General features: G+C 39.2%; 16 protein-coding genes. 3 read left to right on the top strand and 13 right to left on the bottom strand.

Annotated elements, in window-relative coordinates; translation table 11 throughout:
- Positions 1-89: 89 nt before the first annotated feature.
- The 7 genes from AC1Z3T_RS15555 to AC1Z3T_RS15585 all read right to left on the bottom strand — a co-directional run bounded on the left by AC1Z3T_RS15555 (position 90) and on the right by AC1Z3T_RS15585 (position 9,450).
- Positions 90-755: an RluA family pseudouridine synthase gene (locus AC1Z3T_RS15555; RefSeq protein WP_004830330.1), complete on the bottom strand. Its 666-nt coding sequence runs from the start codon at positions 753-755 to the stop codon at positions 90-92.
- A gap of 154 nt (positions 756-909) precedes the next feature.
- Entirely contained in the window at positions 910-2,850 is a 1,941-nt protein-coding gene (locus AC1Z3T_RS15560; protein ID WP_100885990.1) for an acetyl/propionyl/methylcrotonyl-CoA carboxylase subunit alpha, read from the bottom strand.
- 91 nt (positions 2,851-2,941) lie between these two features.
- Positions 2,942-3,775 carry an enoyl-CoA hydratase/isomerase family protein gene (locus tag AC1Z3T_RS15565; RefSeq protein WP_100885991.1) on the bottom strand — a complete coding sequence of 278 codons (834 nt, stop codon included), beginning with the start codon at positions 3,773-3,775 and terminating at the stop codon, positions 2,942-2,944.
- A gap of 17 nt (positions 3,776-3,792) precedes the next feature.
- The gene (locus tag AC1Z3T_RS15570) at positions 3,793-4,950 is read right to left on the bottom strand and encodes an acyl-CoA dehydrogenase family protein (RefSeq protein ID WP_100885992.1); all 1,158 of its coding nucleotides are present in this window, start codon (positions 4,948-4,950) and stop codon (positions 3,793-3,795) included.
- A gap of 99 nt (positions 4,951-5,049) precedes the next feature.
- The gene (locus AC1Z3T_RS15575; protein WP_004830334.1) at positions 5,050-6,663 is read right to left on the bottom strand and encodes an acyl-CoA carboxylase subunit beta; all 1,614 of its coding nucleotides are present in this window, start codon (positions 6,661-6,663) and stop codon (positions 5,050-5,052) included.
- The gene (locus AC1Z3T_RS15580; RefSeq protein WP_005031233.1) at positions 6,660-7,571 is read right to left on the bottom strand and encodes an SDR family oxidoreductase; all 912 of its coding nucleotides are present in this window, start codon (positions 7,569-7,571) and stop codon (positions 6,660-6,662) included. The genes AC1Z3T_RS15575 and AC1Z3T_RS15580 overlap by 4 nt, the downstream gene beginning before the upstream one ends.
- Before the next feature lie 88 nt (positions 7,572-7,659).
- Positions 7,660-9,450 (bottom strand): acyclic terpene utilization AtuA family protein, encoded by a 1,791-nt coding sequence (locus tag AC1Z3T_RS15585; protein ID WP_100885993.1) that lies wholly within the window; start codon positions 9,448-9,450, stop codon positions 7,660-7,662.
- Positions 9,451-9,617: 167 nt separating this feature from the next.
- On the opposite strand from AC1Z3T_RS15585, the gene AC1Z3T_RS15590 reads away from it, so the two are divergent.
- Together AC1Z3T_RS15590 and AC1Z3T_RS15595 are read left to right on the top strand one after the other, a co-directional pair.
- Positions 9,618-10,217: a TetR/AcrR family transcriptional regulator gene (locus AC1Z3T_RS15590; RefSeq protein WP_034708510.1), complete on the top strand. Its 600-nt coding sequence runs from the start codon at positions 9,618-9,620 to the stop codon at positions 10,215-10,217.
- Positions 10,218-10,307: 90 nt separating this feature from the next.
- Positions 10,308-10,640: a hypothetical protein gene (locus AC1Z3T_RS15595; protein WP_228153631.1), complete on the top strand. Its 333-nt coding sequence runs from the start codon at positions 10,308-10,310 to the stop codon at positions 10,638-10,640.
- Positions 10,641-10,875: 235 nt separating this feature from the next.
- Here the strand turns inward: AC1Z3T_RS15595 and vapC are convergent, their stop codons facing one another.
- The 4 genes from vapC to AC1Z3T_RS15615 form a co-directional block, all read right to left on the bottom strand.
- Positions 10,876-11,271, bottom strand: a complete 396-nt coding sequence (gene vapC, locus AC1Z3T_RS15600; RefSeq protein WP_100885994.1) for a type II toxin-antitoxin system tRNA(fMet)-specific endonuclease VapC — start codon at positions 11,269-11,271, stop codon at positions 10,876-10,878.
- A complete protein-coding gene (locus AC1Z3T_RS15605; protein ID WP_435366217.1) occupies positions 11,268-11,525 on the bottom strand; it encodes an antitoxin in 258 nt (85 codons plus the stop codon). Before AC1Z3T_RS15605 ends, vapC begins: the two co-directional genes overlap by 4 nt.
- A gap of 74 nt (positions 11,526-11,599) precedes the next feature.
- Positions 11,600-12,769 carry an acyl-CoA dehydrogenase family protein gene (locus AC1Z3T_RS15610; RefSeq protein ID WP_100885996.1) on the bottom strand — a complete coding sequence of 390 codons (1,170 nt, stop codon included), beginning with the start codon at positions 12,767-12,769 and terminating at the stop codon, positions 11,600-11,602.
- Positions 12,770-12,843: 74 nt separating this feature from the next.
- Positions 12,844-14,007, bottom strand: coding sequence for an acyl-CoA dehydrogenase family protein (locus tag AC1Z3T_RS15615; RefSeq protein WP_100885997.1), 1,164 nt, complete (start codon positions 14,005-14,007; stop codon positions 12,844-12,846).
- Between the two features lie 194 nt (positions 14,008-14,201).
- Here AC1Z3T_RS15615 and AC1Z3T_RS15620 point away from each other — a divergent pair, with 194 nt between their 5' ends.
- Positions 14,202-17,558 (top strand): DEAD/DEAH box helicase, encoded by a 3,357-nt coding sequence (locus AC1Z3T_RS15620; RefSeq protein ID WP_100885998.1) that lies wholly within the window; start codon positions 14,202-14,204, stop codon positions 17,556-17,558.
- 370 nt (positions 17,559-17,928) lie between these two features.
- Here the strand turns inward: AC1Z3T_RS15620 and AC1Z3T_RS15625 are convergent, their stop codons facing one another.
- Together AC1Z3T_RS15625 and AC1Z3T_RS15630 are read right to left on the bottom strand one after the other, a co-directional pair.
- Positions 17,929-18,210: a TIR domain-containing protein gene (locus AC1Z3T_RS15625; RefSeq protein ID WP_100885999.1), complete on the bottom strand. Its 282-nt coding sequence runs from the start codon at positions 18,208-18,210 to the stop codon at positions 17,929-17,931.
- An 8-nt stretch (positions 18,211-18,218) separates the two neighbouring features.
- Positions 18,219-18,689 (bottom strand): hypothetical protein, encoded by a 471-nt coding sequence (locus AC1Z3T_RS15630; protein WP_100886000.1) that lies wholly within the window; start codon positions 18,687-18,689, stop codon positions 18,219-18,221.
- Positions 18,690-18,773: the final 84 nt, after the last annotated feature.

An 18,773-nucleotide genomic window follows, 5' to 3' on the forward strand; every position in this document is an offset into this window, starting at 1 on the left:
ATGAAAACCCAGAAAAAATCCACATAAATTTATTATCTTTCAATGATTTGAATATTTAATTGCATCGAATTCACGTTAATTTAATGTGGCTAAAAATCTGGCTTAGAGACGATTTCCACAAGCTGATTGGTAAACGGCTGTAAAAATGATAAATAACTTGCGTGTAGCGCCATACGATTTAAATCAGTATTGAAGGGTTCAGGATGATACAACTTATCTCGGATAATCGGATGTCCGATATACTGCATATGTACGCGTAATTGATGTGAGCGTCCTGTAATCGGAGTGAGTAATACTCGGCTGATATCTTTTTCAGCATCATAGCTTACTGATTCAAACAAAGTTTGTGCAGGCTTTCCCAATTCAAAATGCACAATCTGACGGGGACGATTCTCCCAATCAGTAATGAGTGGCACATCAACTTGACCATTACTATTGATTTCCCCTTGGACCAAAGCGATGTAATTCTTTTTGACTGTTCTTGCTTGAAACATTTTACTGGCTGCCACTTCAGCATCACGATGCTTAGCAAAAAGCAAAATGCCTGAAGTTGCCATATCCAGACGATGCGTGATTTTGGCATTTGGATATAGTGCTAATATTCGAAAGTAAGCACTGTCATGATGTTCAGCTAAACGTCCGGGAACAGATAATAAACCTGCAGGTTTATGAATAGCGACAAAATCATCATCTTCAAAAATAATTTCGAGTGGGTCTAAAGGTGGCTGATAAACAAAGCCATCATCAATGGGCATGTGGATTGTGTGTTGATAAGAATTGCCGAAAAATAGCAACAGACTGAAAAGCTGTCAAGGGAACAACAAAGAGATTACTTTGCAAAAATAAAACTTCAATCTCCTACGATATTGAAGTTTTATATCAAACCAACATCATTCAACCTAAAATAGCTCAAGCCTGAATATTTAAAACCAGTTGTCGTTTTTTCACCTGTTGCCCAACCTGCCCCACGACCTCTTCAACCACACCATCCACATCAGATTTAATCTGCTGTTGTATTTTCATTGCTTCTAAAATCAATAAAGTCTGCCCTTTAGAAACAGTATCTCCAGGATTGACAAGAATATTGATGATTGCACCATCCATTGGAGCACGGATTTTACCATCCCCAACAATATCTGTACTTTCTGGTGGTGCATAAGTAACATTTTCAACCGCAATATTGCCATTTACGGCATCTAAATATAATCGATTTCCATCTAAGACATAGTTGACTAAACGACGTACCGAATGTGTTTCATAAATCAGTTGTTGTGCATTTTGCTCAATCAAGTGGATGTCAAAGGTCTGTCCACAAATTTCAACACCCACTAAGTTTTGATCACGTTTTACCAGTACCTGTATATGCTGATCGTCATGTTTCAATTTCAACGGTAAAGATAAAGCAATCCCTGTATTCCAACTGCTTTGACTGGCAGCATTGGTGAATAGTGCTGCTGCGACAGCCAAATGCTCTAAAGCTAATGTTTGTGGATGTAGACTTGGATCCGTTTGAAAATGCTCTTGAATAAACGCCGTATTGGTATCACCTTTGACAATGATCGGATGTCTAAGCAAATTTACCAAAAACTGTTTATTGCTGTTTACTCCCAAAAGAACACAGTCATCTACAGCACGCGCCAACAGCCGAATAGCATCTTGTCTGGTTTTACCATAGGCAATGACTTTCGCCACCATTGGATCATAAAAAGGACTAATTTCATCCTGCTCAAGCAAACCATGATCAATGCGTACATGAGGCAGCTCCGCAGCTTGCCAACGGTATATTCGCCCCGTTTGAGGTAAAAAATCCTGACGAGGATCTTCTGCATATAAACGAACTTCGATTGCATGTCCTGTTAAGCTCAACTCAGATTGCTGAAGTGGTAGGATTTCTCCATTGGCAACACGGAGTTGCCATTCCACGAGATCTAGTCCAGTAATCAATTCAGTTACAGGATGCTCAACTTGTAAACGTGTATTCATTTCCAAGAAGTAAAATTCACCCGATTGATCCAATAAAAATTCGACTGTTCCCGCCCCGACATAATTACAAGATTTTGCTGCGGCTACAGCAGCCTCCCCCATTTGTTGGCGTAAGTTTTCAGTCATGACTGGACAAGGTGCTTCCTCAACTACCTTTTGATGACGGCGTTGAATCGAACAATCGCGTTCAAACAGATAGACATAATTGCCATGTGTATCGCCAAAAACCTGAATTTCAACATGACGGGGGGCGATCACCGCTTTTTCAAGAATGAGCTCACCTGAACCAAATGCATTTTCAGCTTCAGAACGTGCTGTTTTTAAGGCTTCGACAATATCGGCTGATTGTTGAACCAGACGCATGCCTCGTCCACCGCCCCCTGCGGATGCTTTGACCATCAATGGATAGCCAATTTTATTGGCTTGTTGTTCTAAGTAGTCAATATCTTGCTGATCACCTTCATAACCAGGCACACAAGGCACACCTGCCTGAATCATGGCAATCTTTGAAAGTCGTTTACTTCCCATCAATTCAATTGCGGAAGCAGGCGGTCCGATAAAAGTAATATCGTTTTTAGCACATGCTGCGGCAAAGTCAGTATTTTCAGAAAGAAAACCATAACCAGGATGCACGGCATCTGCTCCTGTTTTTTGACATGCTTCGATAATATTCTCTATAGAAAGATAGGATGCTGAAACCTTTGAGGCACCGATATAGACAGCTTCATCTGCAAGCTGTACATGCCGTGCATGACGATCTGCATCTGAATACACAGCGACTGTTTGATAGCCCATTGCTTTTGCTGTTTTCATTACGCGAACAGCAATTTCACCACGATTCGCCACCAATATTTTTGAAAATGCCATTCTCGTTTTTCCTATTTTTTATATTCTATTGCGTTGATTATCTGGATGTTAATGATAAATCACTCACTTAAAATCAACCCTGATATCTTGGCTATCCATCAAACCAATTCGGTTTCCGTTTTTGTATAAATGCCATAGTCCCTTCCATGCCTTCCTCTCCACCGACAGCCTGCGCAAATTGCTGTGCAGCATCATCCAAAAGTGCCGTTAAAGGCTCATTTAAGGTTCGATGCAATAATGCTTTGGTCACACGAGAGGCTTGTGGCGCAGTCCGTTTAATTTGCTGAATGGTTTCAATCAATAGCACTTCCAATGCTTTTTCATTCTCGACGACTTCATGTACCACACCAACTTTCAATGCGGTATGACCTTCAAAACGAGATCCCAACAGCGCCAAACGACGTGCTTGTGTTAAGCCAATACGCTTGACTACAAAAGGTGCGATCTGCGCAGGAATCACACCTAAACCAGTTTCAGGTAAACCAAATTTGGCATCCGCAAGGCTGATTGCAATATCTGAAACACAGGCTAAGCCAAAACCGCCACCCAGCACTGCACCTTCTAATACCGCAACTACGGTTTGTGGAGCTTGATCAACTTGTTGAATCATATGTCCAAATTGACGATTAAAATCGACATAGGGTTGATGAGAGCCTAGATTCATTGCCTCGCCACGCAGTTGTGCCATATCTTTAATGTCACCACCTGCACAAAAATGCCCACCTTTACCACGTAAAATGACCGCACGAATTGATAAATCTTGTTCGATGACTTGGAATACCTGCTGAATCGCTTTGACCATATTCAAACTCATCGCATTACGACTATCAGGTCGATTAAGCCATAAAGTTAAAATACTGCCCTCTTGCTCAAGTTCTATAATTGAATCAAATACATGCGCTACTAGAGATGCTGAAAGTGTCATATCGATATTCTCCCTATTTATTTACGCTTAGACGGTAAAATATCCATCAGTTTACAAATAATACCAAGCATGATTTCATCAGCGCCTCCACCAATTGAGCCTAAACGCCCATCTCGATACAGTTGAGAAGCAGGGTTATCCCACATGAAGCCATTGCCACCCCAAAATTGTAAACAACTGTCAGCCACTTCACGGGTTAAACGCCCTGCCTTGAGTTTTGCCATAGACGCTATTTCAGTTGCATTGCCACCATCAATATGAATTTCACATGCACGATAGGTTAAAGCACGTAAAGCCTCGACTTCTGTCATTAACTCTGCAAAACGAAAGTGTACATATTGGTTGTTGATCAAAGGTTGTCCAAATGTGCTACGTTCTTTGGTGTATTGAATGGTTTGCTGAATGACATTCTCTAAACCACCAATGGCATTGGCAGCCGCCCACATACGCTCTTCTTGAAATTGCATCATCTGCATCATAAAGCCCATGCCTTCAGCACCCACCAAGTAACGCTGTGGTACACGAACATTGTCAAAATAGACTTCTGCGGTGGTGGTTGAGCGCATGCCTAGCTTATTTAAAGGTTCTGAGAATGAGATGCCTGCGGATTTTGCAGGAACAATAATCATTGATTTGTTAACATGCGGTTTGTCATCAGAGGTGTTGGCAAGTAAGCAAAAGAAATCTGCTTGTAATGAGTTCGTAATCCACATTTTACTGCCATTGATGACATAATCATCACCGTCTTTTCTAGCAGTGGTTTTAATTGCCGCAACATCTGAACCCGCATGAACTTCTGATACTGCTATAGAGGCAACATAATCACCTGCGATTGCTGGGGTTAAAAATTCATCACGTAATTCTTTGCTTCCAAAACGTGCCAAAGCAGGGGTTGCCATATCTGTTTGCACACCTATCGCCAATGGTACGCCACCACAAGCTGCACGCCCAAGTTCTTCAGCCACAACAAGGTTATATGAATAATCTAAGCCCAACCCTCCATTTTCTTCAGGTTTACAAATTCCCAATAACCCCAAGTCAGACAGCTTTTTAAAAACATCATGAATTGGGAAACGCCCTTCGGTCTCCCATGTCGGAATATTTGGATTGAGTTCGGTCTCAACAAACTGGCGTGTGGTACGGCGTAGCGCTTCATGTTCTGGTGTAAATTTCATTGTTTTTCCTTAATCTAATTTCCCCAACCTTTCTTTGATCAGGTGGGACATTGTTCCTTTTTAAAGGTGAGGTATGTTGAGTTCCACAATGGGGAATTTTTAAAGCCTTGACACTCCAAATCGTATTGGATTCAATTTTCGATGTTCAGCTTCGTAAATAGTTTCAAGCAAAAAAATCAATACTTTGCGTGTGTCTCTTGGATCAATGATTCCATCATCATGAAGCATTGCCGTATTGAATAAAGCGGTAGACTGTTGTTCTAATTTCGCGGCTGTACTTTGTTCCAAAAAGTCTAACATCTGTTCATTCGGCTCCATGCCTGAAGCTTTCTGTTTGCCTTCAGCCACAATCCGTAGCACCTTACCTGCTTGAGCAGAACCCATGACTGCCACATGTGAGTTTGGCCATGCAAAGATAAATTGTGGTGACAGTGGACGACCACACATGGCGTAATTTCCTGCGCCATATGACCCCGCAACAACAATTGAGATTTTTGGGACCGTCGTATTTGCTACTGCTTGGATCAACTTCGAACCATGTTTGATGATGCCATTTTGTTCTGCATCTGTTCCAACCATAAAACCTGTGGTGTTATGTAAAAACAGTAAAGGACGCTTGGTTTGCTCGCAGAGATGAATGAATTGAGCGGCTTTGGTTGCCCCTTGAGGAGTAATCGGTCCATTATTGGTAATAATACCAATGTGTAATCCACCAATTTTTGCCCAACCGCACACGGTCAATGCATCATATTCTTGCTTCACTTCGAAGAAATCAGAATCATCGACAATCCGTGCAATCACTTCCTTCATATCAAAAGGTTGTTTGGGATTTGCAGGAATAATGCCGAGCAATTCCTCAGCAGGGTAACGTGGCTCTTGATAATTTAAATTGAGTTTTTGCGTTTGCTCTTTCCAATTGAGATGTTCAAATACATCACGTGCAATACGAATTCCATCTGCATCATTTTCAGCCAAGAATTCAGCCGTTCCAGCAACCTGTGCATGCATTTCCGCACCACCAAGTTCTTCAGCAGTGGCAACCTCACCTGTAGCGGCCAAAAGCAAAGGAGGACCTGCAAGCAACATCTCGGTTTGTTTGCGCACAGCAATCACATAATCAGATAAGCCCGGTTGATATGCCCCACCTGCTGTTGCATTGCCATGTACTACTGAGACTTGGGGGAGACCTGCCGCAGAAAGTCGGGCTTGATTGGCAAAGGTCATTCCACCATAGGTAAATACTTCAGCCGCGTAGTTGAGATTTGCACCGCCACTTTCGGTCAGGGTCAGCATCGGTAATTTTTGTTCGAAAGCAATCGCTTGTAGGCGTAAGGTTTTTTGAACGCCCATCGGAGACATCGTCCCACCTTTGATCGCACTATTGCTTGCAGAAATCAGACAGCGAACACCACTGACAAATCCAATCCCTGAAATAATGCCCCCTCCTGCATCAGATCCATCTTTATCATCATGCATGCCGTAGCCGACTAAACCACACAACTCAACAAAAGGGGAATCCGCATCTAAGGCTAGACGAACACGCTCATGTGGTAAAATTTTGCCTTTTTTATCAAATTTAGCTTTGGCAGCATAAGACTTTTCAATATTCTTATTTTGAACTGCACGCACTTCAGCAATTTGATTCAGTAATGCTTGTTTATTCTGTTCAAATTGCTCACTGCCAACTGCAATTTCGGATTGGAGAACCGTCATGTATTTTCTCCTATTGTTGAGTTATTTGATGAATTGCCTAATTGTTCTTTGAGTACATCTGGAATAAAAGCACGATGGAAGCCATTGAATGATTCGCTATTCACAGCATCCGCCAATGGATACATACGCGTCCCTAAAGAAGCTGCCCCATCGATACGGAGTGTAACTCCAGAAATAAAACCTGCCGCTTCTGAGAGCAAATAACAGATTGCTGAAGAAATTTCGGACTCTGTTCCCATCCGTTTGAGTGGCACATTACCAGCCAAGCTTGGAATAATAAATTTGGCAAAATCACCTGAATAATTATCCATTCCCGAAGAGATAATCCATCCTGGTGCAACACAATTCACTCGAACACCTGAACGTCCCCATTCTACAGCCGCTGTTTTGGTCAAATTATCCACACCAGAACGGGCTGCACCTGAGTGTCCCATCCCCGGCATGCCTCCCCACATATCGGCTGCCATATTGACAATACTGCCACCATGCTTTGCCATCCACTGGTTATATGCTTCTTTCATTAAGTAGAAAGTGGCATGCAAGTTATTACGTACCACGGCATCAAATCCATTGGCTGAAATACCTTCTAAGTTTGAAGGGAATTGCCCACCTGCGTTATTCACCAGACCATCAAGTTTGCCAAATTTTTCAATCACTTCAGCAATCATGTCTTTGACTTGTTGTTCTTCACGGTTATCGCAAACGATCTGATGTACTTTCCCACCATCTTCAATGATTTCTTGACTCACTTTATTGAGCTTTTCAATTTTCCGCCCAGTAATAACAACTTGAGCACCTAAAGATGCCAACTCATGCGCAGTACAGCGACCAATACCAGAGCCACCACCTGTCACAATAATGACTTTATCTTGAAAAGCATCCGATCTAAATATTGAGTGATAATGCATTGTTTTATTTCCAATTTGTTTTCTTTTAGATTGCTTATTTCCTTAGCCTCTGCTTGATCAAGGCAAAGAATTCCACCTTGCCAGAAACTTATACGGGCTTTAAATGTTTAGGAATTTTGACAGGCATATCCAACAGTTGTTGTGCAAAAGCTTTGCCTTGCGGATCAATACGTAAACTGGCAATTCCACCGCCACCCAGTGCATTTTCCAGCATAAAATTCAGCGCATTCAATCCGGGGATTTCATAACGAATCACTTGAGATTTTTCTGGGTCTAACACATGCTGCATATATGCTTTGACATTTTCTTCAGTCAAGTTGGCACGAATCCAAGGCAAATATTCAGGTTGACGTGCAATCACCCCAATATTGCTATGGTTACCCTTGTCTCCACTACGCGCATGAGCGATTTCAACCAAAGGAACCGTTATTTCCTGACCTGAGAATTGGGCAATGTCTCCAACAGGCGATACATCATAGGTCTGTTCATTTGAACCTGATGGAATTTCAACTTTATGGCGCTGTCCAGCAATATCTATTTCTATATTGAGTGTTGATTTGTCCACTAAGAATGAAAAGAGTTTGATCACGGGTGAGGCTTTAGGGCGACCGCCAACGATGCCTGCCAGTGCAGGTGCCATTCCTGTAGATGCTTGTGCAATTTCCGAAGCAAAAAACAGACATGCTTCTTTAAACATATGTTTTACTGCAATTTTGACCACGACTTCACGGCTTTGAATAGGTTTTGCATTGCCCCCATAAGTACTTTCAGTGCCCAATATCTCAACAGACTTTTCAGAAAATGGCGGCACTGAACGTAAAGCTAAAACACGTTCGCATTTATTAAGGATCGCATCTGCAATCACCTGAGCTTTTTCTGGTGCTTCACGCCCTGCGATCAAAAAGCTTACCAACACCCGATATCCATCTGGGTAAGTTGCACTGACCTTATATTGCTGAGTGGGCGCTCTACCTTTTGCACCAATAACCAAAACCCGATCCTGTTCCAGTTGTTGTAATTTTACTTGGCTAAAATCCGTAGTGACATCGGGTAGCAAATAGGCTTGAGGATTACCGATTTCATAAACAATTTGTTCAGCAACTGTCGCAGTCGAAACCAGCCCCCCTGTACCTTTGGGTTTAGTTACAATGAATGAGGCATCGGATTTAACTTCAACAATCGGAAATCCCATATTGTCAAAACCTTGGACCAAACGCCAATCGGTGAAATTCCCCCCTGTGCATTGCGCACCACACTCAATGATATGACCAGCCAAAGCACCTTGGGCAAGTTTGTCATAATCATCAAAAGACCATTGATATTCATGCAATAAGGGTGCAAGTACGACAGCAGAGTCCACCACCCGTCCTGTAATCACAATATCTACGCCTTGATCAAGAGCATCGCGAATTGGAATTGCACCGAGATAGGCATTACAACTTGCAAGCTGATCGGGTAAGTTTTCTCCACTAAACATTTCTTGAATATTTTGTGCTTTTAAAGTGGTCTGTTGAGCGAGTAAGTCATCTCCCAATACCACAGCAATTTTTAAATTTAAGCCTTGAGCATCAATCACTTTTTGTAAAGCATCACGACAAGCCAAAGGATTCACACCACCTGCATTGCTGATCACTTTAATATTTTTATCGCTGATTTTTTTAAGTAATGGTGTCATCACGCGACTAACAAAGTCTAAAGCATAGCCATGCTCAGGATTGACCATCATCGCTTTTGCCATGATTGACATCGTGATTTCAGAAAGGTAATCAAACACAAGGTAATCAATGTCAGACATATGTACCAGTTGAAATGCGGCAGTATTGGTATCGCCCCAGAAACCTGAGGCACATCCAATTTTCACAATACGCTGATCGTCCATTTTCACACCTATCTTGTTTTGATTGTTCTGAATAAAATTTATGCATCAATTTACCAAGCAAGCGCTTGGTTTGTAAAGTGCAAAATGTTATCCTGAATTGGCAAATGTGTTAAAACGCATTTCAAACAATAAAAAAATGGCTTAACTTTATGGAAAAAAATGATCCGATGATCGCTAATTCAATCAATGATATTCAACCCATTGCCTGTTTTGATGACAGCCCTAGAGGTCGTTTATTGCTGGGTGCTGCCTATCTTTTTCACAAACAAGGTTATGCCAAAACAACTGTGCGTGAGTTAGCCAATTTTATTGGAATTCAATCAGGTAGCTTGTTTCATCATTTTAAAAGTAAGGATGATATTCTTGCCCATGTGATGCAACAGACCATTATTTATAATCATGCTCGTCTGCTGGATGCGATTAAAATATCAGATGATCCTGAGCAACAATTGAAACACTTAATCAAAGCTGAACTGATCTCTATTAGCGGCGATACAGGTTCAGCGATGGCTGTTCTGGTTTATGAATGGTTTGCTTTATCTAAATCAAGACAGGATGAGTTGCTTAAACTTCGCAATGCTTATGAAGACATTTGGCTGACTGTGATTGAAAAGCTACGTGAACTCAATAAAGTCCAACATGATGCTTTTATTTGGCGTCGCTTATTGGGAGGTGCAATTGCTTGGACAGTGACGTGGTATAAACCCAACGGTAAAATGACAATGGATGAATTGACTGAAACCGTTTTAAGTATGGCTTTGAAATAAATATTGGTTGATTTCTCTGCGTCAATTTCTTATTTTTTTGAAATTCGAAATAAAATAAGTTTTGTTTTCATGATAAAACCGACAAAAATAATGTTTAAAACATACTCTCAACGATACATTACCGCTTCGGCAATTCACGCATTGGCTCAACGCTTTAATTTACCCTATGATGCTTTTATGCAAGATTGGGAATATGAGGTTGCTGACCCAAATCGTATTGATGAATTTATAGATGCTTATCTTTCAAATGAACTCAATGAAGACGAAAAATTTGCACTGATGGAAACGATCTTACAATCGTTTGAGGAATCTTCTAAAACGCTTGATTCAGATCAGCAATGGAACACAATTCTTCAGCTTTTAGAAGATAACCTCGACATTCATGCAACGACGATTTGTTATTGGGGATTCAGCATTGGTTAAATTTTCAATTAGAACATTTACCATGCATTCATAGATTTTAGTCATTTAACTCAAAACATCAGATTAGGTTTACAAAGCAAAAATCTTTTTCAATACATTTAAAACAAGTATGGCATACAAAAAGCTATATCGGATCCGCAATATACTGCTTTCGATTTTAGCGCGATAATAATGAATCATAACAGACATATTATTGAACTTACAGAGAAAAATAATGATCTCAGAATACAAACAATCAAATCCAATTTTCTAATTTTAGTCCTTCAATCCGCTCAAATTCTTTCATATTATTTGTCACTAAAATAGTGTCTAAGGCTAATGCATGTGCTGCGATTAACATATCTAAGCTACCAATGGGTTGTCCTTTAGCATGCAATGTTTGTCTTAATTTTGCATAATGCCAAATTGCATTTTCATCATAAGGAAGAATATCTAAAGGTGCTAAAAACTTGTCCAAAGCATTTTTATTTCGAAGGGATCCAGACTTTTCTACCCCAAAAGCCAACTCCGAAGCACTAATACTGGAAATTACTAATTGACCTAGTTGATATTGTTTAAATTTTTCAAAAACCTGTGCTGGTTTATTATTGATAACATAAATACAGATATTGGTATCCAGCAAGTAAATCACAATAACTCCTCTCTATTTTGGACACCTTGTTCTTCTCGTTCTAGTAGGAAATCATCTTCGAATTCCAATACTGCCTCTTGCATAATTTCCCAAGGATTCTTTAAGGGTAATAATAAAACACCGTTGCCAAAATGTTTAACCACAACTTCCTTTCCCTCAAAACGAAATGCTTTAGGTAACCGAACTGCCTGACTACGTCCAGATTGAAAAATTTTTGCAACTTCCATAAGACAACTCCAATTGGTAACAACCATTGATATATATCATAACATGGTTGTTTTTTAATCAAAGCCTTTAGTTGTAAGTTTTTATCATTTAAAGCCAGTTATCAAAACCCCAACTGCTTACTGATCAAATCCTTCATGATTTCTTCTGCACCACCGCCAATCATATTAACCTTCACTTCACGGTAGATTCGCTCAGACTTCGTTCCACGCATAAAGCCCATTCCACCAAGCGTCTGTACCGCGGCATCTGCACAAAATTGCATGCATTGTGTTGCAACATTCTTCGACATACAAATCTGTGCGATTAAATCACTTCCCTGTAATTCAGCTTTACCCATACGATAAGCTGTATCTTCCAACAGTGCACGTGTATAGGTTAAACGCGTTGCTATATCCACCAGTTTATGACGTACCACTTGATGATCAACCAAGCGTTTACCAAAAGTTTTTCGATCTTTCGACCACTGTAAAGCTTCTTCATAACATACCAGCGCATAACCATATGCCATAGAAGCTAACCAAAAACGCTCCATATTAAAGTTTTTCATAATTACTTTAAAACCTGCGTTTTCTTCTCCTAGAAGATTTTCTACAGGTACTTTGACCTGATCAAAATGCAAATGGGCAGTATCTGAAGCCCACCACCCCATTTTCTTTAACGAAGATTTGCTAATACCTTCACTATGCGCATCCACCAATAGCATCGAAATTCCATTGGCACCTTTTATTTCTGGATTGGTTCTTACAGCAACGGTGTAATAGTCAGCTCGCATGCCTGAAGTAATAAAGGTTTTTTCTCCACTGAGCAGGTAAAAGTCACCATCTCGTATCGCTTTAGTTTGTAAGGCAGCAACATCTGAACCACCAGTAGGTTCAGTGATTGCCAGCGCAGAAATTTTCTCGCCTGCAATAATTTGTGGCATCACTTGGTTACGAATATGAGGCTGTGCAAAATAATGGATCGGAGGCGTTCCAATGGTATGAATCATCAGTGAGATATGTACTCCGCCTGAACCCGCTTTAGCTGTTTCAACTGCTGCAAGGAACACATGAAATGCATCTGCGTCTGGTATTCCGCCATGATCTTCATCAAACCCTAAACCCAGTAGTCCTATGGATGCAGCTTTTTGATAAAGTTCTCGTGGAAAGCTTCCCGCCTCATCCCATTCATTGACATAAGGGCTAATTTCTTTTTCCACGAACTTCTTCACACTATCAGCAAATGCACGATGTTCAGCGGTGTAGTAAATCGGGTTATTTAAATGATCCATCTCTTGTTGTTCCCTGTTTATTTTTATAACACTTTATTTTCCATACAATACTATCTTAACCAATTACTCAAATTCTAATAGCCCAATTGACGACTGGCGAGATCTTTCATGATTTCTTCTGCGCCTCCACCAATCATATTCACTTTAACATCACGATAAATACGTTCAGACTTCGTTCCACGCATAAACCCCATCCCACCCAAAGTTTGTACAGCTGCGTCTGCACAAAATTGCATGGTCTGCGTTGCCACATTTTTTAGCATACAGATTTGAGCAATCAATTCATTGCCCTGCATTTCAGGTTTTCCCAGACGATAAGCTGTATCTTCCAATAAAGCCAGTGTGGTGGTAAGACGAGTCGCCATGTCCACAAGTTTATGACGAACCACCTGATGATCTAACAAACGCTTGCCAAAGGTTTTACGTTCTCGTGCCCATTCCAAGGCCTCCTCATAGCAAGTTAGTGCAAAACCATAACTACTTGCAGCAAGAAAAAAACGCTCCATATTAAAGTTATTCATAATCACCAAAAACCCCATGTTTTCAGCACCTAATAAATGATGTGCTGGAACACGGACTTGGTCAAAATGTAAATGCGCAGTATCTGAAGCCCACCACCCCATTTTGTCCAATTTTGACTTGCTAATGCCTTTGCTATGCGCATCAATCAATAACATAGAAATACCATTTGGACCTTTGGCATCTACATCCGTACGTACAGCGACCGTATAGTAATCTGCACGAATGCCCGAAGTAATAAACGTTTTTTCCCCGCTCACAATATAATCATCACCATCTCGTAGTGCTTTGGTTTTCAACGCCGCGACATCTGAGCCCCCAGATGGTTCAGTGATGGCTAAAGCAGAGATTTTTTCACCTGCTAAAATCTGCGTCAGTACCGTTTCTTTAATTTCGTCTGAAGCAAAATGATTGATCGGCGGTGCGCCAATTGAATGTGACAATAAAGAAGCGCACAAACCGCCTGAACCAGTTTTAGCAAGTTCAATGGAAGATAAAAGGACATGAAAAGCATCTGTTTCAGGTATTCCACCATAGCGTTCATCAAAACCTATACCTAACAAACCAATTTCAGCTGCTTTTTGATAAAGTTCTTTTGGAAATATTTCAGCTTCTTCCCACTCATTGATATGTGGCATTAACTCCTTTTGAACAAACTTACGAACTGAGTCTGCAAAGGCAAAATGCTGATCTGTATAGTAAATTAGGTTATGTTTCATCTTGATGTGCTTCCCAGCATTATTTTTAAAAACTTATACTGACAGATTTTAAAGCATTTAAAGTTGCAGAAATGATCAATTTATAATTAAAAACATGTCAATTTTGCTGAAAACTCATGTATTAATTTCAGCTTCCATTTCAAAAATCCGTTACACTCTTAATAATTTCATTTTAATTTTTAGCTCTAGAAATAATGGCGACACTGAATCAATTTTTATCTCGTTTTAGCCCGGCAACTATTCAACGAAGCTTGAGTTATGTCAAAAAAATTGATCTTAAATCTCTAGAAATTTATCCTGACCGTGACAATTTAGTGATAGAGGCACAAGTTCAAGGGACCGACTATTATGAGACGGCAGTTATTTATAATCCGTTAAAAAATCAGATCGTCGATACCGACTGTAGTTGTCCTGTAGCTTATGATTGTAAACATGCGGCAGCATTAGCCCGTTATTTTTATGATCAAGAAATGTCGAATGCACTGAGTCGACAAAATTTAAACCATTCAGAGCAAACTTCAGCAACAGCCAATCAAACTGCACATGGCACAGCAAAAGCTTGGTTAAATCAATTTAAACAACAATTGGCTCAGATTCAGCCAGCCACAAAAAAAATACCGCATCAACTGGTATATATTTTTCAAGCCAAAAATAATTCGGCTCAACTGCAACTTTGCGTATATAAAGCTCGCCATAATAAAGATGGAAAAATTCGTGATACAGCTCTGTATACCAGTTATGACAATGTGCTTAATGAACGCCTAAAAGTCAGTCCAGAAGAAAAGAAAATCTTTAGTCACCTCTATTTTTTTGCAAAGTTAAATTTCAATAATGCCCATTTTTATCCTTCATCATGGGATATTTCGGGTATTTATCAGGAACATCTTAAAACTGCAATTTTGAGTGGTGATTGTTATGGACTGGATGTACAAAGACCCGCATTAACTTGGTCTGAACAGAACTATAAAATCGAATTTAATTGGCAATCTAAACCTGAGCAACAAACTGAAAAATTAAAAGCACATTTTTTTGATGATCAACAATTAGAAATTACCGATGAACATGCACAACATATTTATATTATTCATTCTCACCCTTTAAGCTATTTAGATTTGTTCAAAAACCAAGTGGGTGCGCTTGAATCTTCATATTCTAGTGAAATGATTGAAGAACTGCTGAACATGCCTCAGATGCCTGTTGAACTTATGCCTGAATTTCAACAAGCCATCCAACCTTATTCATGTTTTGAAGATTTTCCACAAGCTCAATCTACACAAAATGTAGATATCCTAACTGGCAAACCAACGCCAATTTTACGCTTTGGTACGCATCCACAATATGATCGCTTAGGTCATATGCACCACTATGCTTTTGCAGAAATCGAATTTGAATACCAAGCTGGAAGAATCAAAGCTGGTTTTCCAGATGAATGTTTTGTCAGTAACGTCCAACAAAAAACGGTACGACAACAACGTGATCTTGTCATAGAAAAACAATATATTGCGACCTTAATGGACGCTATTCCATCCCTACAATGGATCACCAAAATACCGAAAAGCAAGAGACCTGCGTTTGATAACATTACTGAAAAATCAATTATTTGTGCAGATCCTACAGCATGGATTGATCAACTGATTCCTGAAAATAAAATTGAACTTCTCGGTTGGAAAGTGGAGCACACTGCCGATAGCCAATTCAACTTACGCGCCACACAAAATTTGCAGTTATCTTTAACCGAATCTGAAAAAAAGCAAGATTGGTTTAATGTTGGTGCAACCATTCAAGATGTACATGGTCAAACTTATAATCTAATCGACTTATTGGGCTACGCCATTCAACATAATCCTCATCTCTTAGAAGATGATTATATTGTGCAAATGAAGGATGAAAGTTTTCTCATTGTTCATTTAAAAGAAGCTCAGTCTCAATTGGCGTTAAAGGTTCAGGACATCAAACCTATTTTGATTTATCTGAAAGAAATTTTACGCCATCCTGAGTCTGCCTCATTAGACCAATACGATGCTGCACAATTTTTGGATTTACAACATCATTTGGGCATGCCGTGGCAAAGTAGCGAACGTTTACAAATATTTGCTGAGAAGTTGCAAAGTAGTTATCAACATCAAATTGCGACACCTGAAGGCTTTCAAGGAGAGTTACGCCCTTATCAACAGCAAGGTTTAGCATGGTTACAGTTTTTACGTGAAACTGAACATGGCGGTATCCTCGCCGATGACATGGGCTTAGGTAAAACAGCTCAAACACTTGCTCATATCCTGATAGAAAAACAAGCGGGGCGATTGAAACAACGCCCAGCCTTGATTATTGCACCCACATCTTTAATGCATAACTGGCGTAAAGAAGCTGAAAAATTCACCCCTGAATTAAAGGTTTTAGTCCTTCAAGGTCAAGATCGCTTGGAATATTTTCAAGATATTAACAATGCGGATGTGGTACTAAGTACCTACCCATTAATTGGTCGTGATGAAGAATTTTTATTGCCACACCAGTACCATTTACTGATTCTGGATGAAGCACAAAACATCAAAAATCCACGGGCTAAAGCATCTCAAGTAGTTCGTCAAATTAAGGCTAAACATCGTCTGTGTTTGACTGGAACACCGATGGAAAACCACTTAGGTGAATTATGGTCTTTATTCCATTTCCTTATGCCTGGTTTTCTTTATAGCCAAGAGTTATTTAATAAAAAATATCGAAATCCTATTGAAAAGCATGCTGATATTCCAACAAAAGTTAAGCTTGTTTCACGTATTAAACCATTTATGTTGCGCCGCTTAAAAACAGAAGTTGCCAAAGAACTTCCAGAAAAGACCACAATTGAAGTCAATATTGACATGAATGAACAGCAATCTAAACTCTACGAGGCTGTTCGTGCAACAATGCAAAAGAATATCCGAGAACTCATTGCAGCCAAAGGTTTTCATCGTAGTCAAATCCAGATCTTGAGTGCCTTACTCAAACTTCGACAAGTATGTTGCCATCCTAGCCTTTTACAGCTTGATCAAATTAAAAATCAAAATGTCGAATCTGCTAAGTTGGATCATTTATTAGAAATGGTCCAAGGCATGGCTGAAGAAGGACGCAAGATTTTAATTTTTTCTCAATTCACAACCATGCTTCAACTGATTGAAGAACATTTAAAAGCATTAAATATTCGAAATGTAAAATTGACAGGACAAACCAAAAAACGTGATGAAGTGATTACTGCATTCCAATCAGGAGAAATTCCTGTTTTCCTGATCAGTTTAAAAGCGGGTGGCGTTGGACTAAACCTGACTGCTGCGGACACTGTAATTCACTTTGATCCATGGTGGAACCCTGCTGCTGAAGATCAAGCTTCAGATCGTGCATGGCGAATCGGTCAAGACAAACCTGTCTTTGTTTATAAACTGATTACCAACCAAAGTATCGAAGAAAAGATTTTAGCCTTACAGAAAAATAAAGCTGATCTTGCCAAATCTGTACTGAGTATTGATCATGAAAATGAAGTGAAATTGTCTGAAGATGATGTCATGAGCTTGTTGGATTGAAGCTAAATACCTAGTTAAGCATTACTTTTTATCTAGCCAATGCTTTCATTCAGCATGGAATTTTGCATAATATCCACGAGTAAATGCTTATTTAAATGGTTAACAGCAATTTTCTAATCCGTTCAATGTAAGCATTTACCTACAACTCCTGCCGAACTTAGCGAATATGCGACCAATCAAAAGTCACCTATTCTATTGTTATCGGGAACAGGAAGTTTCCCAGACAAAATAACAATAACAAAACGTCTGAGCATCAGGAACGTGAGATTCGACAGGAGTCATATCTAACTCACCAATACGAAGAAAACCTCATCAGGATGATGGGGTTTTCTTTTACTTATAAAAAGTACTAGATATTCGGAATTAACTTTTAGCTATGAAATTTTAAACTTATAATTGGTATATTTAATTGTCGTGCAAGTAAAAGTTCTCGCTTTACCCAATCGGATTGATTAATTGATTTTGTTTCTAATATAAAAAGAATATCTGAATTCTTCAGTTGTTCCTCTACATAGTGTTGTTTATCTTCAGATTGATTATGCAAAATATCAATATATACCTTTCCATAATTAGAAAAAAAAGTCTCTATTTTTTTTAGGAAAGCCTTTGTAACATAGACATCCCTAGTAGTATAACTAATAAAAATATTCATTATTACTTTTAGACACACCTAAACAAATTAAAACCTGAAAATAATATTACAATAATCATAATATAATAATATAGTCCCATTGATGCATTAAAAAATGAATCAACCCAAGCAGGTTGCTTTTGCAAAATTTCGGTATCATTGATTTCATTTCTACTTTTGATATTTTTACTAAGTTTAGCCATCTTATACCGATTAACTTTTTGATAATAGTATGCGATCACATCACAAATCCAAAAACCTGTACATAGTACAAAAATTATAATACTATTTTCTAGCCAAGAAGTACTACTTCCCAATTTCAATAAAGCTGTTAATACTATTCCAATTAAACCAACACATAATTTTTTGTAGCCGAAACATTGCTCACTAATCTTCAGTGTAGATTCATGCAATTGTTTAATAAGTTGATTATCTAATTCATCTTCATATTTTATTTTGTCTTTATCTCTTTTTTTTGTATTTTTATAAAAAAGAAGCATATAGCTATTCCTTTCTTTTCTTATAACAGTAAAACACCCTCAACTAAGTTGAGGGTGTTTTAAGAATTAAAAGCTGGCGATGAC

The sequence above is a fragment of the Acinetobacter sp. B-6 genome (genome assembly GCF_056930735.1).

What these genes read in the sequence shown, in the direction of transcription:
- AC1Z3T_RS15555 (WP_004830330.1), bottom strand. Translation starts at nt 755, where the DNA reads ATGCCCATTGATGATGGCTTTGTTTATCAGCCACCTTTAGACCCACTC.
- AC1Z3T_RS15570 (WP_100885992.1), bottom strand. Translation starts at nt 4,950, where the DNA reads ATGAAATTTACACCAGAACATGAAGCGCTACGCCGTACCACACGCCAG.
- AC1Z3T_RS15610 (WP_100885996.1), bottom strand. Translation starts at nt 12,769, where the DNA reads ATGGATCATTTAAATAACCCGATTTACTACACCGCTGAACATCGTGCA.
- AC1Z3T_RS15605 (WP_435366217.1), bottom strand. Translation starts at nt 11,525, where the DNA reads ATGGTTGTTACCAATTGGAGTTGTCTTATGGAAGTTGCAAAAATTTTT.
- AC1Z3T_RS15595 (WP_228153631.1), top strand. Translation starts at nt 10,308, where the DNA reads ATGTTTAAAACATACTCTCAACGATACATTACCGCTTCGGCAATTCAC.
- AC1Z3T_RS15615 (WP_100885997.1), bottom strand. Translation starts at nt 14,007, where the DNA reads ATGAAACATAACCTAATTTACTATACAGATCAGCATTTTGCCTTTGCA.
- AC1Z3T_RS15620 (WP_100885998.1), top strand. Translation starts at nt 14,202, where the DNA reads ATGGCGACACTGAATCAATTTTTATCTCGTTTTAGCCCGGCAACTATT.
- AC1Z3T_RS15590 (WP_034708510.1), top strand. Translation starts at nt 9,618, where the DNA reads ATGATCGCTAATTCAATCAATGATATTCAACCCATTGCCTGTTTTGAT.
- AC1Z3T_RS15580 (WP_005031233.1), bottom strand. Translation starts at nt 7,571, where the DNA reads ATGCATTATCACTCAATATTTAGATCGGATGCTTTTCAAGATAAAGTC.
- AC1Z3T_RS15630 (WP_100886000.1), bottom strand. Translation starts at nt 18,689, where the DNA reads ATGCTTCTTTTTTATAAAAATACAAAAAAAAGAGATAAAGACAAAATA.
- AC1Z3T_RS15575 (WP_004830334.1), bottom strand. Translation starts at nt 6,663, where the DNA reads ATGACGGTTCTCCAATCCGAAATTGCAGTTGGCAGTGAGCAATTTGAA.
- AC1Z3T_RS15625 (WP_100885999.1), bottom strand. Translation starts at nt 18,210, where the DNA reads ATGAATATTTTTATTAGTTATACTACTAGGGATGTCTATGTTACAAAG.
- AC1Z3T_RS15560 (WP_100885990.1), bottom strand. Translation starts at nt 2,850, where the DNA reads ATGGCATTTTCAAAAATATTGGTGGCGAATCGTGGTGAAATTGCTGTT.
- AC1Z3T_RS15565 (WP_100885991.1), bottom strand. Translation starts at nt 3,775, where the DNA reads ATGACACTTTCAGCATCTCTAGTAGCGCATGTATTTGATTCAATTATA.
- AC1Z3T_RS15585 (WP_100885993.1), bottom strand. Translation starts at nt 9,450, where the DNA reads ATGGACGATCAGCGTATTGTGAAAATTGGATGTGCCTCAGGTTTCTGG.